Source organism: Roseovarius pelagicus (assembly GCF_025639885.1).
GTDB classification, from domain to species: domain Bacteria; phylum Pseudomonadota; class Alphaproteobacteria; order Rhodobacterales; family Rhodobacteraceae; genus Roseovarius; species Roseovarius pelagicus.
Window position 1 is genome coordinate 3,096,501 of the sequence record NZ_CP106738.1, and the last position, 15,071, is coordinate 3,111,571.

Sequence of the window (15,071 nt, forward strand, 5' to 3'; positions counted from 1 at the left end):
AGCGCACCGTCAAAGACCCCGGTGCCGGGTATGAGGTGAAGGTAACAGTGGCAGCGCAGCATTTCAACAATCTGCGACGCAGGCGGGCGGTAAAGTGCCGAAACCTGAGGCAATTTTATCAGTCGTTGGTGTCGACCACCGCAGGTGGAACGGGATCGCCAGACGAAGCCGCGCCATCTGACGGAACATCTTCCAGCATGCGCACTTCTCGCTGCGGGAATGGGATCGAGATGTCATGGGCGCGAAACGCGTCCCATAGCGCCAAATAGACATTACCGCGAATGTTGGTCAGTCCTGCCGTCGGGTCCCTGATCCAGAAACGAAGGATGTAATCCACGGAGCTGTCTCCGAAACCGACGATATGGCATACAGGAGCTTTCATCTTCAGCACGCGCTCGACCCCCGAGGCGGCCTCAATGGCGATTTTGCGCACCAGATGCGGGTCGTCGCCATAAGCCGTACCGAAATAGATATCGAGCCGTACGAATTCGTTGGAATGCGACCAGTTGACCACCTGCCCGGTGATCAGATCCTCGTTCGGGATCAGGTATTCCTTGCCATCGCGGGTGACGACAGAAGCGTATCGCGCGCCCAGCGTCTCGATCCAGCCGAAGGTCTCGCCCAAGCTGATGACGTCGCCGGGTTTTATGGACTTGTCCAACAGGATGATGATGCCTGAAACCAGATTCGAGACAACCTTTTGCAAGCCAAAGCCGAGGCCGACCCCGATCGCACCCGATAGGACCGCCAACCCGGTGAGGTCGAAGCCGACGGTTCTGAGGCCGATGAAGAACGCTGCGCCGAAAAACGTGACTTGCAGAAACTTGACCGCCAACACCTGCATGGATGGCGAGATTTCCTTGTTCTGACGTATTCGGCTGGTGGTTGTCTTGGACAATAGTCGGGCCACGAAGAACAGCGTGCTGAGAACGAACACGCCTTGAACGAGAAGCCACACGGAATACCGTGTTTCGCCAACTTCGATCGCAAGGGAATCGAGCAGTTGTTGCGCTTCGCCCGTCAGGCCGAGAATGATCAGTGTCGCCCAAATCCATCCTACGTATCGCACGAGTCCGCGCAGGAAACCGTTGACGATCAGACGTGTAATGATGGTGATAAGCAGCCATGCAAATGCGAGGCTGGCGACGATGCCGATGATATAGGATCGGCTGGGCCAGGTCGCCTCTTGCATGATCCAGTATGTTGGCCAACTGAGCAGAACGAAGAAGATCAAGCGCAGCCTTCTGTGGAACATCACGAGAAACCGCATCCGCCATTTCGGCCATCCTTCGCGGGTGCGCATCCATGCATGAATACGTGGCCCCAGAAGTGAGCGCAGAACATGCGCGCACAGGATCAGTCCGATGATGATGACAACCTGATAGGCGTTCCATGGTCTCAGGAGGCCAATGGCGAAATTATACGTCTGCTCCCAGAGGCTCAGCGCGATATCTTGAGCCTGTTGGGCCGGCGCTGCCGCCTGTTCTGCGCTGACCGCAGTATCTGTGACTTGGTCGGTTTCGTTTGCCATTCCTTTCAGCATGCCCTGCGTTGAGGCTACGGGCAAGGCTACACTGGACAGAGCGGCGCGTTTCGCGTCACATGCCGCGATCCCACGACAAGGACTGCGCCATGACGACTGCACTTCTGACCCATCCCGATTGCCTTAAGCACATCAATCCGGACGGCCACCCCGAACAGGTTGCACGGCTGGAGCACATTCTGGCGGTCCTGAGGGATAAAGAACTGACGCGGACCGATGCACCTCTGGCGGAGGATGCTCTATTGATGTTGGCGCACCCCAAGGCGCATGTCGATGCGCTCCGCGCGGCGGCTCCGACAGAGGGGCGCGTGCAGCTGGATGCCGATACCTCGATGTCGCCCGGATCGTTGAATGCGGCATTGCGCGGTGTGGGTGGCGCTGTGAAAGCGGTGGATATGATCATGGCGGGTGAGGTTCGCAATGCATTTGTCGCCTGTCGTCCTCCGGGGCACCACGCGGAACGGTCCACACCAATGGGGTTTTGCCTGTTTGGTACGGTTGCGATTGCTGCGAAACATGCGCTGGAGCATCACGGGCTAGCCCGCGTTGCTATTGTGGATTTCGACGTGCACCACGGGAACGGCACACAGGATTTGTGTCAGGACGACCCACGTATCCTGTTTTGTTCAACGCACCAAATGCCGCTTTATCCCGGCACCGGACATCCAAGTGAAACCGGCTGCGATGGCAACGTGCTAAACGTGGCACTGGCTGACGGTGCAGGCAGCGCGGCGTTTAGGCAGGCAATGGAGCGGCAGATTTTGCCTGCTGTGGCTGCATTTGCACCCGAGATGGTGTTTATATCGGCGGGGTTTGATGCGCATCGGGCCGACCCGTTGGCGGGGCTCAACCTGATAGAGGATGATTTTGCCTGGGCAACAGAGAAGATTTGCGATCTGGCGGATGTCCATGCCGGGGGGCGCATCGTTTCCAGCCTCGAAGGTGGTTATGATTTGAGGGCGCTTGCCGCTAGCACCGCGACGCATGTCGATGTCCTGATCGCGCGTGGTGATTGATACCTTCTGGTGATCCTTTGCTTCAACGGTGCCAGCGCGCCTTCTAATTTTGCGGAGCTGTTTTCATGCGTCTCGGTCTTATCCTGTTATGTCTGGCCTATGTGCTCAGCCAGTTTTTCCGGGCTTTTCTGGCCGTTCTGGGCAGCGTTCTGGCGCGTGATATCGGCACCACGCCTGAAGATCTGGCGTTTGCCTCGGGGATTTGGTTTCTCGCCTTTGCCGCGATGCAATTGCCCATCGGCTGGGCGTTGGACCGGATCGGGCCACGCAGGACAGCGGCAAGTTTGCTCTTCATTGGCGGGGCCGGCGGTGCCGCGCTCTTTGCGTTGGCTACGGGACCGGCGCATGTAACGCTGGCAATGGCGTTGATCGGTATCGGTTGTTCGCCTGTGTTGATGGCCTCCTACTATATTTTTGCGCGGCAGTTTCCGGCGACGCAGTTCGCAACGCTCGCTGCGGTGATGCTGGGCGTGGGCTCACTGGGCAATCTGGTAGCGTCATATCCGATGGCACTGGCAGCCGAAACTTTCGGATGGCGTACATCACTTTGGGGGCTGGCAGCGGTTTCAGCAATCGTCGCAGGGGGGATCGCGCTGACTGTTAGAGATCCCGAAGCTGTGGTCGGGGGCGCGCGCGGTTCGGTCCTGGATTTGTTGAAAATGCGTGCGCTCTGGCCGATTTTTCCTTTGATGTTTGTGGCTTATGCGCCTGCGGCGGCGATCCGCGGGCTGTGGATCGGTCCCTACATGAGCGATGTTTTCGCGCTGGATACCGGGCAGGTCGGTCAAGCCAGTCTGGTGATGGGGGTTGCGATGATCGCCGGCACATTTCTGTACGGCCCTCTGGATCGAATGCTGGGCACGCAGAAATGGGTATGCTTTGGTGGCAATCTGATCTGCGGTGCAGCGACAATAGCGTTGGCGCTGCTGGTTGGGCAGGGGGTCGGACTATCCATCGTACTCTGTGCCACCATCGGGCTGTTCGGGGCCAGTTTTCCGCTGATGGTGGCGCATGGGCGCAGCTTTTTCCCACCGCATCTGGCCGGGCGCGGCGTGACCCTGATGAACCTTTTCGGGATCGGCGGTGTCGGGGTGATGCAGTTTGGATCGGGGCCCTTGCACGCGGCCGTTGCAACGCAGGCAGGGGCGCAGGCCGCCTATAGCGCGCTTTTTGCATTTTTCGGTTGTGCGATCCTTATCGGATTGGTGATCTATCTGTTCAGCCGCGACCATAAACCCGAGTTGTAAGGCCTTTCCATAGGCGGGCTTTGGGTCTAAGAGGCCAGTTCCCTTTCAGTCCCATTTGGAGAGATATCATGGGCTATAAAGTCGTCGTCGTTGGTGCCACAGGTAACGTGGGCCGCGAAATGCTGAACATTCTGGCCGAGCGCCAGTTCCCGGTCGATGAGATCACGGCACTGGCATCGCGCCGGTCGCTGGGCACGGAAGTCAGCTTTGGCGACAAGACGCTCAAGACGAAGGACCTTGATACGTTCGATTTCACAGGCTGGGATATCGCACTTTTTGCCATCGGTTCCGACGCGACCAAGACATACGCCCCCAAGGCTGCCGCGGCCGGTTGCGTCGTGATCGACAACTCGTCGCTCTATCGCTACGACCCGGACATTCCGCTGGTCGTGCCAGAGGTGAACCCCGAGGCGGTCGAAGGCTATGCCAAGCGCAACATCATCGCCAATCCGAACTGTTCGACCGCGCAGATGGTCGTGGCGCTGAAGCCGCTGCATGACCGTGCCCGGATCAAGCGCGTGGTTGTCAGCACCTATCAATCGGTATCTGGCGCGGGCAAAGAGGGCATGGACGAGCTCTGGGAGCAAACCAAAGCCGTCTATAACCCGACCAAGGACGTGCCAGCGAAGAAGTTCCAGAAGGAAATCGCATTCAACGTCATTCCGCATATCGATGTGTTCATGGAAGATGGTTCGACCAAGGAAGAGTGGAAGATGGTCGTCGAGACCAAGAAGATCGTCGATCCGTCGATCAAGGTAACGGCGACCTGTGTGCGGGTTCCGGTGTTTGTCGGCCATGCTGAATCGATCAATATCGAGTTCGAGGAATTCCTCGACGAAGACGAAGCGCGCGACATCTTGCGCGAAGCGCCCGGTATCATGGTGATCGACAAGCGCGAGCCGGGCGGCTACGTCACGCCAAAGGAATGTGTTGGCGATTTTGCCACTTTCATCAGCCGTATTCGTCAGGATAGCACGATCGAGAACGGCCTGAACCTGTGGTGTGTCAGTGATAACCTGCGCAAGGGCGCGGCGCTGAATGCAGTGCAGATCGCTGAGACGCTCGGTAATCGTGTGCTGAAAAAGGGCTGAATTCAGCTAAGCCACATGCGACAGACGGATGCTAGCGGGCGCGGCCAGAACAGGCGGCGCCCGATTTCACTTGGACCGCGACTAATCTTGTTTTCAGTCGCGCAAGCCTGCCGAGGCTGCATCAAAAAGCATTGCGAGATATAGCGTGAATCCGCGTATCAGATGCTCGGCGCTTGCAAATGCGTTCAAGCCGCCAAAGATAAAGACGATCTTGTTGGAGGAACCCCATGCGCACCCTGACCCTAGTTTTCGCTCTTTTACCCGTGGCCTTATGGGCCGAGGATATACCACTCTCCAGTGAGGTGAGTGCCGTTACGATTTATCCGCAGGGGGCCACAATCACCCGCGACGTGCCCTTTGCCGCGCCTGCCGGACAACATACGTTGATCCTGACGGATTTGCCGTTGCGCACACCGCTGTCCAGCGTCCGCGTTCGGGTGGAAGGCGCAGAGATGGGTGGCGTGACCGCGCGCAATCGGTTCGTGCCGCCTCGCGATCCCGAAACCGACGCGGCTATCGAGGCGGCCGAAGCCGAGGTGGAGCGACTTCAGGATGCGCTGCGTGCGCAGCAGGGGGCGGTACGCGAGATCCGGCTCGAAGCGGAAGCGGCAGAAGCGCGGGTGGCGTTTTTGAAGCAAATCGGAGAGGGCAAGGAGGTGGCGACACTGGACGTGGTCGCATTGCGCGATCTGGTTGATCTGGTTGGCAAGGAAACCCTGTCGGCCAAGCGCGAGGCGCATGACGCGCTGATGCGCGCAGATGCAGCGTCGCGATCACTGAGCGATCTGAAGGAAGAATTGCAAAACGCCGAGAAGGCATTGGCCGCGCTGGTACCCGAGGCTGAAGCCCGTGCTATGCTGTCGGTTGCCATCGCGGGCGACGCCCCGATGGAGGGCACCATGACCGTGACCTACACCGTGCAGGATGCAGCATGGCGCCCGGTCTACGATCTGCATCTTGACCGTGCAAAGGGTACCCTGACGTTGGAGCGCGGCGCGTTCGTGGCACAGGGTACGGGCGAAAACTGGCAGGATGTCGCGCTTCGCCTGTCGACTGTGCGCCCCTCGGAGCAGACCCAGCCGGGCGATATCTGGCCCGAGCAACGCTGGATCGTCAAGGAAGAGGATGAGGAACGGTATACCCTATCTGATGCGGCCCCCGCACCGATAGTGATGGCAGAGGAGTCGGTCGTTGGCGCGGCGATCAAACCCAGCCCGAAACGTCTGACAGCGGCGGCAGATTTCGACGGTTTGGCCGTAACCTACACCTATCCGACTCCGGTTGATATTGCGACTGGCGCTGACAACGTACGCCTTGCTCTCGATACGCTGGATACCGAGGTAGAGTTGTTTGCTCAGGCTGTACCGATCGCGGATACAACCGCATTTTTGATGGCGAAATTTACCAATGACATGGGCGAATTGATCTTGCGCTCGAGCGAGGCGAATTTCTATCTGGACGGGACATATCAGGGGCAACGCGGAATTGGTATGATTGCCGCCGGCGCCGAAGAAACACTGTCCTTCGGTCCCATTGATGGTCTCCGCCTGACGCGCACCATTCTGGACCGCCAGCAGGGGGATCGGGGTGTGATCAGCCGGTCGAATGATCTGAGTGAGAAGGTCAAGATCGAGGTGGAAAATCTGACGCAGGAAACCTGGCCTGTGCGTTTGCTCGACCGTGTACCTTATTCAGAGCAAGAAGATCTGGAGATCGAATGGTCTGCCCAGCCGCAACCGGCAGAGACCGACGTGGATGGCAAGCGCGGTGTCCTGGCATGGACCTTTGATCTTGCGGCGGGAGAGACGCATGAAATCCGGCTCGATTCTGATCTGGAATGGCCGGATGGGATGGAGTTGCGCTGATTACCGGCCTATGCGCTCTGGCGGTCATGTCCGGAATCCGGCGTACCCAGCGGGCAATCGGTGATGCCAGATTGCCCGCAAACTGCGACAGACTGAACGTTTAGATCGCGACGAATTTGTGCGCTTCGGGCACATATTGTTCGATGCCGCCGCCACCAATATCGTGCCATAGCCCGTGGAGCGTTATCCGCCCCTCTTCGAGAGCCTCGCTGACGAACGGAAAGTCGGCAAGGTTTTCGAGAGAAATCAGCACCGATTCCTTTTCAAGCGCGCGGGTACGCTCGGCGTCATCCTCGATATGGGCGACACGGTCGTAACCGGGGCGCAGGATGTCCATCCAGCGACCGACAAAGCTGGATTTATCCTCTAGCTCAGGCGCGCGACCGAGGCACATCTCGTGGCACCCGCTGACGCCGCCGCAGTTGGAGTGCCCCATGACGATCAGGTGCGCGACGTGCAGGTTTTTCACCGCATATTCGATTGCCGCTGAGGTGCCGTGCTGTCCACCGTCGTTTTCATATGGGGGCACAAGGTTCGCGATGTTGCGGTGAATGAAAAATTCACCCTGATCCGCACCGAAAATCGACGTCACATGCACCCGGCTGTCGCAGCACGAGATGATCATCGCGCGGGGGCGTTGCCCTTCGTCGGCGAGCAGTCGATACCAAGGCTTGTTTTCGGCATATGTGGTTGCTTTCCAGCCGTGATAACGCTGGACCAGATATGGTGGCAGTGGGCGGGCGCGGTGCATGTCAGACCCTTCTTTTAGGCGTATTGGAATTGTTGAATAGCTGGAATTCACAGAGAATTCGAGAGAGAAATTCGCCGCCCTGAAACCTTTTGAGAAGGTTCATCCGCCACGGTGTAGCTGTCCGGTGGAGTGGGGTCCGTCCGGGCATCTGTAAAGATTCGGGGTGAGAAATTGGAACACGTGACATTGCTGAAACAGAACGAGGCTGCCCATCTTGATCCGGACAGACTGGAAGAATTATACGCTCAGTTAGGCGAAGCGGGTGCGGAAGAAGTCGTTTGCCGTGCGCTCGAGGAACTGGCGGTGCGCCTGTCGCATACTGAACGATGCTATCGCGAAGGCGCGGTGGCGGAGATGCGAAAATCCGCACGCAGCCTCTGCGCGATTGCCGATCAGATTGGAATGGCGATGCTCAGTCGGGTCGCGCGCGACGTGACCCACACCATCGACGGCGCTGACAGTGTGGCGTTGGCGGCGACGCTGGCGCGGTTGCTAAGGATCGGTGAACGCAGTCTGAGCGAGATTTGGGATTTGCAGGATATGTCCATCTGACGGCACAATCTACCGGGCGGTCAGGGAACGCAGAGAGCAAATTGGCGGCATCATTTTGGTTAGAAAACGGCTTTCGCTTGCGGGCGCTGGTGGGGCGGCTAGGCTGGGCCCTATCTGTCCCAGCTTGAAAGTGCGCCACGTGACCTCTTCTGCCAACTTGAACCCTAATTCCCTGACATTCGCGGATGACGCAGAAAATGCGATTCCATTGCATGTGATTGCTGTTGATACGCTCGATACATGGGCGAAAGCGCAACCAGACCGCATTGCCAACTGGGTGCGCGCTGCCGGATTCAGCGGCGCCTTGGGTAGTACGTTGCTGGTTCCCGATGGCAATGGCGGCATTGAAATGGCGTTGGCCGGGTATGGCTCGGATGCGGCGCGCTGCCGCGGGCGGTTTCACCTTGCGGGGTGCGCTGCCGGTCTGCCCGAAGGCATATATGCCCTGAATGGTCTGGAACCGGAATACGCGACGCAAGAGGCGCTGGGCTGGTTGTTGGGGGGATACAGTTTCGATCGATACGCCGAGCAGCGCCCTGCAAAGGCGCGATTAGTGGCTCCCGAAGGGATCGACGCCGCCCGGATCGAGATTATCGCTGCCGGCGAGGCCCTGACTCGCGACCTGATCAACACGCCCGCAGGCGACATGGGGCCGACAGACCTTGAGGCGGCATGTGGTGCACTTGCGTCCGAACACGGTGCTACGATGGAAGTGATACGCGGCGAAGCGCTGCTGGCACAGAACTTTCCGATGATCCATGCCGTCGGGCGGGCCGCAGCCGATGGCCCGCGTCTGATCGACATGGCGTGGGGTGATAGCGGTCCCAGCCTGACGCTGGTTGGTAAGGGCGTATGCTTTGACACTGGCGGGCTGAACCTGAAGCCGGGTGCCAGCATGGGGCTGATGAAAAAGGACATGGGCGGTGCTGCGACGGTTCTGGGGCTTGCGCATATGATCATGGCATTGGAACTGCCGATACGGCTGCGGGTGCTGATCCCGGCGGTCGAAAATGCAGTCGCGGGCAACGCGTTTCGGCCCGGTGACATCCTGACCGCGCGAAATGGAAAAACCGTCGAAATTAACAATACCGACGCCGAGGGGCGGTTGGTACTGGCTGATGCGCTCAGCCTTGGGGCAGAGGGCGCGCCGGATCTGATGATATCGATGGCCACGTTGACCGGCGCTGCTCGGGTGGCGGTCGGGCCGGACCTTGCGCCTTATTACGCCGATGACAGCGCATTGGTCAGCGCACTGGAGGACGCCGCGGCGCGGGTGGCTGACCCGGTCTGGCGGTTGCCCTTCCACGACCCCTATGAGGCGATGATCGAGCCGGGCATTGCTGATCTGGACAACGCACCAAAAGGTGGTTTTGCCGGGTCGATCACCGCTGCCCTGTTCTTGCGCCGCTTCGCAGTAGATACGACATACATGCATTTTGACATCTACGGCTGGAACCCTACCGCTGCGCCTGCACGGCCCAAGGGTGGTGTTGGCATGGGGGCGCGCGCACTGCTGGAAGCACTGCCGCGCATGCTGGGCCTATGACAGACCGTCGGTTTCTGGCTGCCAACAGTCGTGTGGCACATGAGAGTCTGAAAGATGATGTGCGCGCCCCTTCCTATGTCAGGGGCGAAATCCTGCGCTGCATCGTGCCATGGATCGACCTGTGCGGTACACCGGGCGGCGCGCGCGACAAGCAATTGTTGCAGGGTCAACCGCTTGAGCTGCTGGAGGTGCACGAAGGCTATGCCTTCGTTCGGGATGTCGTGGATGGGTATGTCGGGTATGCCCCCGAACACGCGATTGGCCCTACACCCAGTCCGACGCACCGTATCAGTTCGCGTATGGCGCATATCTACGCCGAGCCAGATATCAAGGCACCCGATACCGGGCTGCTCAGCTTTTTCAGTGAAGTTGCTGCTGAAGAGGACGAGAACGGCTTTCATGCAATTGCAGGCGGCGGGTACGTTGCGGCCCAACACCTCGTCCCTTTCAGGTGGCGTACGGACGATGCGGCCTCCATAGCCGAGATGTTTATGGGCACGCCTTATCTGTGGGGGGGCAACACCGGGGTCGGCGTGGACTGTTCGGGACTGATCCAGCTTGCGCTTTATGCGGCAGCCCGTAGCTGTCCGCGCGATAGCGATGTCCAACAACGGGAACTGGGCCGGGAAGTCGCGCCGGACGCGTCTCTGTTGCGCGGCGATCTGATTTTCTGGAAGGGGCATGTGGGAATCCTCACGGATCCTGAAACGCTGCTGCATGCCAACGCATTTCATATGCGTGTGGCGACCGAGCCGCTGCAAGACGCTATCGACAGAATCGGGGCCCGCGAATTTGGCGCGGTTACGGCAATCAGACGCATGGGCAGTTGATCGTGAGCGCTCTGCTTTTCGACCCGCCTTTCGGGTATCGGTTGCCGCGTCTGACGTATCGGGCGAACTCGGCTCGTGATGCATGGCGATCATATTCGAACTACTTTGCATAATGGTGGCAAACGATGGATGAAAAATTGGGTAACGCCAGTCAGGCGCAATATTGGTCCGACGGGCCGGGCCGCAAATGGGTGCAGCAGCGCGAGCCGCTTGACGCGCTGATGGCTCCGGTGCTGGATCTGGTACTGGAAGGCGCGGGGCTGACACCCGGTGCGCAGGTGCTTGATATTGGCTGTGGCACCGGCACCAGCACGATCGAGATCGCACAGGGCATTGCCCCGGGTGGGCGAGTGGTGGCAGTGGATATCGCCGCGTCGCTACTGGACGAGGCGCGAATCCGCGCCGATGGCGTGCCCGGCGCGCATTTTATTCTTGCAGACGCACAAACACATGCGTTCGAGTTGGGTGCCTTTGATATGGCGCTATCGCGGTTCGGTGTAATGTTCTTTTCCGATCCGGTGCAGGCGTTTCGTAACATCGCCAGCGCGCTCAAACCCGGATGTCCATTGATCTTTGCCGCATGGTGCGGTGTCGATGACAACCCTTGGTTCGGTATTCCCGCAAAGGCCGCAATGGACCGGTTGGGGTCTGTGCCACCATCCGACCCGCGCGCGCCGGGGCCGATGGCCTTTCAGGACGGCGAATACGTCACGGGGCTGTTGACTGACGCCGGCCTGCGGGAGGTTTCAGTCACCCGAGAGGAAATCTATCTGACGCCGGACGGCACCGCCGCAGAGGTCGCAGCATTGTCAACACGGATCGGCCCTGCCACGCGCGTGATCAAGGAACATAACGCGACGAAAGAGGATATCGCTGCGATTCAGGACGTTGTTTGCGCAAAAATCAGCGACTTCGAGACGCCAGAGGGGATAAGAGTTCCCGCCGCGATTCATATATGTACGGCCCACGCGCCGGGATGAAGGCGTTACAGGAGGGCTATTTTTGCGGCGACATGTCCTTGCTCGCTAGCAGGACTGCGGCTGCGATCATCAATGTGCCGCAAACCCGGTTGACCAACCCACCGGAAAATCGTTGCAGCGCCGACGCCGCCCGCAATCCGACCCAGCCCCAAATGACTAGGATGGTGCCATCGACGATAATGTATGTGGCGCCAAGAATCACTAGTTGCGGCAATACCGGTGCCGCCGGGTCGATGAATTGCGGAAACAACGCACCAAAGAAGACGACTGCAAAAGGATTGGCCATCGAGGTGAAAAAACCCTGTCGATATAGCCGTAACCGCGATGCAGATGCGCTGGCATTGACCTCCCCTTCTTTTTCGGGACTCAACATCAGTTGCAGTCCGATCCATGCCAGATAGGCCACCCCGATCCACTTGATCCATGCAAAGGCAGTCGCAGAACTGGCGATGATTGCAGCCAAACCAAAGGCGGCGGCGGTCATTTGCAGTGTATTGGCGCTGAGGTCGCCCAGAACCGTCCAAAGGCTGCGGCGCAATCCGTGGCGGATGCTGTTCGAGATGATCAGCAGTTGGCTGGTATCGGGGGGCGTGGCGAAAAAGACGCCAACAGCCATGAGATAAATCAAGTAGGTTTCCAGCGGCATGGCGTTTCCCTGACCTGTATTCGGCTATTCTACTGCGCGGATGAGCTTGCGCTCTAGAACCCGCAACACGGTTTTGAGGTCGCCGCCGCGTTTCAGTATCTGTCCGTCAGAGCCGATTACCGCATATTGTCCCTGCCGCCCGCGCAGGCGTGGACGTTTCTCGATCCGGTAAAGCGGATGTTCGGCCGTGCGGCGGAATACCGAAAAAACGGCAGCATCGCGCAAGCAGGAGATGCCGTAATCACGCCATTCACCAGCTGCGACCATGCGCCCGTAGAGCGACAGGATCACTGACAGCTCCGTGCGATGAAATGCCACCTGCGCAGTGTTGGCGCTTGTAGGGAAGGACGAGGAGGACTGGTAGCTCATCCTCTCAGAGTTGCCGCGAAGCGACCACAACGCAAGCAAAATCGCGGCGGTTCTGCTTTAACGCAAGCGCCTCACATTATCCTGATCTGGACTGTTGTTTCTATTAACCACACCAGACGCGTGTGATCACGCCTTGGTCGTCGACGTCAATGTTCAGTCGGTCAAGGCGATGATCCAGTGTCACGGCCGAATCCGGCGCGATAATCCGCAATGGGCGGTCGGGTCCGGAGAAGTCGTGATCAGAATGTGGTGTGCCAATCGCGGTTTCATACATCCTGGCCCCGCAGGTATCATCGGTGTCTTTTTCTTTCATCTGGCTCCACGCAAATGCCCCGAGGGCCGCGATTATCACGACGCCGACTGTCATGCCCACAAATCGGTTCATTGTTGCTCTCCTGATTGCTCGTACGCAGATTGTCAGGCAGGGCTGGAGATTCAACTCGTGGGTGCCAAATCGGTTGTAACTGCGCGGGGTTTCGCCCAAAGTCTGCGCCGTATCAGATTAAGGAGGACGCGCTATGCGCACCACAGCCGCCGTGGCCCTGCAAGCCGGCAAGCCGATGGAAATCATGGAAGTGAATCTGGATGGCCCGAAGGCCGGCGAGGTTCTGGTCGAGATCAAGGCTACAGGCCTGTGCCATACCGATGATTTCACCCTGTCCGGTGCCGACCCCGAAGGTGCGTTTCCCGCCATTCTCGGCCATGAGGGCGCGGGTGTGGTGGTCGAGGTTGGTCCCGGCGTAACCAGTCTGGAAGTCGGCGATCATGTCATTCCGCTATATACGCCTGAATGCCGGGAGTGCGACTATTGCCTCAACCCCAAAACCAACCTGTGCCAGAAAATTCGCACCACGCAGGGCGCGGGTGTGATGCCGGATGGCACCAGCCGTTTTTCAATGCTCGATGGGACGCCGATCCTGCATTACATGGGCTGTTCGACCTTTTCGAACCATACGGTTCTGCCGGAAATCGCGCTGGCCAAGGTGCGCAAAGACGCGCCGTTTGACAAGATTTGCTACATTGGCTGCGGTGTTACCACGGGTATCGGTGCAGTTATCAACACCGCCAAGGTCGAAATCGGGTCTACCGCGATTGTGTTTGGACTAGGCGGGATTGGCCTGAACGTGATTCAGGGGCTGCGGCTGGCTGGCGCTGACATGATTGTTGGGGTCGACCTGAATGACGACAAAGAAACGATGGCCCGCCATTTCGGCATGACGCATTTTGTGAATCCCAAGAAAGTGCAGGGCGACATTGTCGGGCATTTGGTCGAACTGACCGGGGGCGGCGGCGACTACACATTTGACGCGACCGGCAATGTGACTGTCATGCGTCAGGCGCTGGAATCCGCGCATAAAGGGTGGGGCGAAAGCGTCATCATCGGTGTCGCGGGCGCGGGGCAAGAAATCTCGACTCGTCCGTTCCAGTTGGTCACAGGGCGGGTTTGGCGCGGTACGGCCTTTGGCGGGGCGTCTGGCCGCACAGATGTGCCCAAGATCGTCGACTGGTACATGGACGGCAAGATCGAGATTGATCCGATGATCACCCACACCCTGAAGCTGGAAGAGATCAACAAGGGCTTTGAGATGATGCACGCAGGCGAGAGCATTCGCAGCGTCGTCGTTTACTGAACCACGACGGCGGGGTTTCGACCCGTCCCACAGAATACAAATGAGGGGGCCGCACAACTGTTGTGCGGCCCTGCACCTTGCCTCGGGCTCGTCGCTTAATACGTATGCTTGCAAGGTCGACAAAAGGAACTCACACATGAGCAAAGATACCTACACCCCGCCCGAGGTCTGGACCTGGGACAAGGATAACGGTGGCAAATTTGCGTCAACCAACCGGCCCATCGCCGGAGCCACCCATGACAAGGCGCTGCCCGTCGGCAAGCACCCTTTTCAGTTGCATTCTTTGGCCACACCAAACGGTGTCAAGGCCACGATCCTGTTCGAAGAACTGCTGGAAGCCGGATATGATGCGGAGTATGACGCTTGGCTGATTGATATTGGCGAAGGCGATCAATTCGGCAGCGGCTTTGTCGAGATCAACCCGAACTCGAAAATCCCCGCGATGATAGACAACACAGGTGCCGAGCCACTGCGCGTCTTTGAAAGCGGGTCAATCCTGATCCATCTGGCTGAGAAGTTTGGGGCTTTCCTTCCCGCTTCGGGGCCGGAACGAACCGAAGTGCTCAACTGGCTGATGTGGCAGATGGGCAGTGCACCTTTCCTCGGTGGTGGGTTCGGCCATTTCTATGCCTACGCTCCAGAGAAATTCCAGTATCCCATCGACCGCTACGCGATGGAGGCGAAGCGCCAGCTTGATGTGCTGGACCGAACGTTGTCCGAGCGTGAGTTTGTTGCTGGTGAAGAATACACTATCGCCGATATGGCAATCTGGCCGTGGTATGGTCAGTTGGTCCTCGGGCGGCTCTATGATGCGGCGACCTTCCTTGATGTTGAGAGCTACAACAATGTGATGCGCTGGGCCGAAACGATTGATGCCCGTCCCGCAGTACAGCGTGGTCGTATGGTGAACCGCGCATTTGGCGATCCGTCCATGCAATTGCATGAACGTCATAGTGCCGGTGATTTCGATACCCAGACCCAAGACAAGATTGGCGATGCGTAAA

At 58.7% G+C, this 15,071-nt stretch carries 15 protein-coding genes; 10 read left to right on the top strand and 5 right to left on the bottom strand.

All coding sequences use genetic code 11. The features are described from left to right. Nucleotides 1-118: 118 nt before the first annotated feature. Nucleotides 119-1,531, bottom strand: coding sequence for a mechanosensitive ion channel family protein (locus tag N7U68_RS16350; protein ID WP_263047496.1), 1,413 nt, complete (start codon nucleotides 1,529-1,531; stop codon nucleotides 119-121). A 101-nt stretch (nucleotides 1,532-1,632) separates the two neighbouring features. Between N7U68_RS16350 and N7U68_RS16355 the strand changes: the two genes are divergently transcribed. From N7U68_RS16355 to N7U68_RS16370, 4 genes are all read left to right on the top strand, one after another. After that, nucleotides 1,633-2,559, top strand: coding sequence for a histone deacetylase family protein (locus N7U68_RS16355; protein WP_263047497.1), 927 nt, complete (start codon nucleotides 1,633-1,635; stop codon nucleotides 2,557-2,559). Between the two features lie 65 nt (nucleotides 2,560-2,624). Continuing rightward, nucleotides 2,625-3,806, top strand: a complete 1,182-nt coding sequence (locus tag N7U68_RS16360; protein ID WP_263047498.1) for an MFS transporter — start codon at nucleotides 2,625-2,627, stop codon at nucleotides 3,804-3,806. A gap of 68 nt (nucleotides 3,807-3,874) precedes the next feature. Further along, nucleotides 3,875-4,897, top strand: coding sequence for an aspartate-semialdehyde dehydrogenase (locus tag N7U68_RS16365; RefSeq protein WP_165193839.1), 1,023 nt, complete (start codon nucleotides 3,875-3,877; stop codon nucleotides 4,895-4,897). Between the two features lie 227 nt (nucleotides 4,898-5,124). After that, nucleotides 5,125-6,762: a DUF4139 domain-containing protein gene (locus tag N7U68_RS16370; protein ID WP_263047499.1), complete on the top strand. Its 1,638-nt coding sequence runs from the start codon at nucleotides 5,125-5,127 to the stop codon at nucleotides 6,760-6,762. A gap of 100 nt (nucleotides 6,763-6,862) precedes the next feature. Here N7U68_RS16370 and N7U68_RS16375 read toward each other — a convergent pair whose 3' ends face one another. Continuing rightward, on the bottom strand, nucleotides 6,863-7,513 hold the full coding sequence (locus N7U68_RS16375; protein ID WP_165193835.1) for a carbonic anhydrase: 651 nt from the start codon (nucleotides 7,511-7,513) through the stop codon (nucleotides 6,863-6,865). 171 nt (nucleotides 7,514-7,684) lie between these two features. Here N7U68_RS16375 and N7U68_RS16380 point away from each other — a divergent pair, with 171 nt between their 5' ends. From N7U68_RS16380 to N7U68_RS16395, 4 genes are all read left to right on the top strand, one after another. Next, on the top strand, nucleotides 7,685-8,065 hold the full coding sequence (locus N7U68_RS16380) for a hypothetical protein (RefSeq protein ID WP_165193834.1): 381 nt from the start codon (nucleotides 7,685-7,687) through the stop codon (nucleotides 8,063-8,065). Nucleotides 8,066-8,204: 139 nt separating this feature from the next. Beyond that, on the top strand, nucleotides 8,205-9,611 hold the full coding sequence (locus tag N7U68_RS16385; protein ID WP_263047500.1) for a leucyl aminopeptidase family protein: 1,407 nt from the start codon (nucleotides 8,205-8,207) through the stop codon (nucleotides 9,609-9,611). Further along, nucleotides 9,608-10,441, top strand: a complete 834-nt coding sequence (locus tag N7U68_RS16390) for a C40 family peptidase (RefSeq protein ID WP_165193832.1) — start codon at nucleotides 9,608-9,610, stop codon at nucleotides 10,439-10,441. Before N7U68_RS16385 ends, N7U68_RS16390 begins: the two co-directional genes overlap by 4 nt. Nucleotides 10,442-10,566: 125 nt before the next feature. Next, a complete protein-coding gene (locus N7U68_RS16395; RefSeq protein WP_165193830.1) occupies nucleotides 10,567-11,421 on the top strand; it encodes a class I SAM-dependent methyltransferase in 855 nt (284 codons plus the stop codon). A 16-nt stretch (nucleotides 11,422-11,437) separates the two neighbouring features. Here N7U68_RS16395 and N7U68_RS16400 read toward each other — a convergent pair whose 3' ends face one another. From N7U68_RS16400 to N7U68_RS16410, 3 genes are all read right to left on the bottom strand, one after another. Next, nucleotides 11,438-12,067, bottom strand: a complete 630-nt coding sequence (locus N7U68_RS16400; protein WP_165193829.1) for a LysE family translocator — start codon at nucleotides 12,065-12,067, stop codon at nucleotides 11,438-11,440. Between the two features lie 24 nt (nucleotides 12,068-12,091). Next, complete coding sequence (locus tag N7U68_RS16405) at nucleotides 12,092-12,436, bottom strand: DUF2794 domain-containing protein (protein ID WP_165193827.1); 345 nt, start codon at nucleotides 12,434-12,436, stop codon at nucleotides 12,092-12,094. 103 nt (nucleotides 12,437-12,539) lie between these two features. Further along, nucleotides 12,540-12,821, bottom strand: a complete 282-nt coding sequence (locus N7U68_RS16410; protein WP_263047501.1) for an I78 family peptidase inhibitor — start codon at nucleotides 12,819-12,821, stop codon at nucleotides 12,540-12,542. Nucleotides 12,822-12,954: 133 nt separating this feature from the next. Between N7U68_RS16410 and N7U68_RS16415 the strand changes: the two genes are divergently transcribed. Continuing rightward, the gene (locus N7U68_RS16415) at nucleotides 12,955-14,067 is read left to right on the top strand and encodes an S-(hydroxymethyl)glutathione dehydrogenase/class III alcohol dehydrogenase (protein ID WP_165193823.1); all 1,113 of its coding nucleotides are present in this window, start codon (nucleotides 12,955-12,957) and stop codon (nucleotides 14,065-14,067) included. Between the two features lie 136 nt (nucleotides 14,068-14,203). After that, complete coding sequence (gene yghU, locus N7U68_RS16420) at nucleotides 14,204-15,070, top strand: glutathione-dependent disulfide-bond oxidoreductase (protein WP_165193821.1); 867 nt, start codon at nucleotides 14,204-14,206, stop codon at nucleotides 15,068-15,070. Nucleotide 15,071 lies beyond the last annotated feature (1 nt).

Coding starts and splice junctions, on each gene's coding strand:
- N7U68_RS16415 (WP_165193823.1), top strand. CDS start 12,955: ATGCGCACCACAGCCGCCGTGGCCCTGCAAGCCGGCAAGCCGATGGAA.
- N7U68_RS16360 (WP_263047498.1), top strand. CDS start 2,625: ATGCGTCTCGGTCTTATCCTGTTATGTCTGGCCTATGTGCTCAGCCAG.
- N7U68_RS16355 (WP_263047497.1), top strand. CDS start 1,633: ATGACGACTGCACTTCTGACCCATCCCGATTGCCTTAAGCACATCAAT.
- N7U68_RS16390 (WP_165193832.1), top strand. CDS start 9,608: ATGACAGACCGTCGGTTTCTGGCTGCCAACAGTCGTGTGGCACATGAG.
- N7U68_RS16400 (WP_165193829.1), bottom strand. CDS start 12,067: ATGCCGCTGGAAACCTACTTGATTTATCTCATGGCTGTTGGCGTCTTT.
- N7U68_RS16375 (WP_165193835.1), bottom strand. CDS start 7,513: ATGCACCGCGCCCGCCCACTGCCACCATATCTGGTCCAGCGTTATCAC.
- N7U68_RS16350 (WP_263047496.1), bottom strand. CDS start 1,531: ATGGCAAACGAAACCGACCAAGTCACAGATACTGCGGTCAGCGCAGAA.
- N7U68_RS16365 (WP_165193839.1), top strand. CDS start 3,875: ATGGGCTATAAAGTCGTCGTCGTTGGTGCCACAGGTAACGTGGGCCGC.
- yghU (WP_165193821.1), top strand. CDS start 14,204: ATGAGCAAAGATACCTACACCCCGCCCGAGGTCTGGACCTGGGACAAG.
- N7U68_RS16410 (WP_263047501.1), bottom strand. CDS start 12,821: ATGAACCGATTTGTGGGCATGACAGTCGGCGTCGTGATAATCGCGGCC.
- N7U68_RS16405 (WP_165193827.1), bottom strand. CDS start 12,436: ATGAGCTACCAGTCCTCCTCGTCCTTCCCTACAAGCGCCAACACTGCG.
- N7U68_RS16395 (WP_165193830.1), top strand. CDS start 10,567: ATGGATGAAAAATTGGGTAACGCCAGTCAGGCGCAATATTGGTCCGAC.
- N7U68_RS16370 (WP_263047499.1), top strand. CDS start 5,125: ATGCGCACCCTGACCCTAGTTTTCGCTCTTTTACCCGTGGCCTTATGG.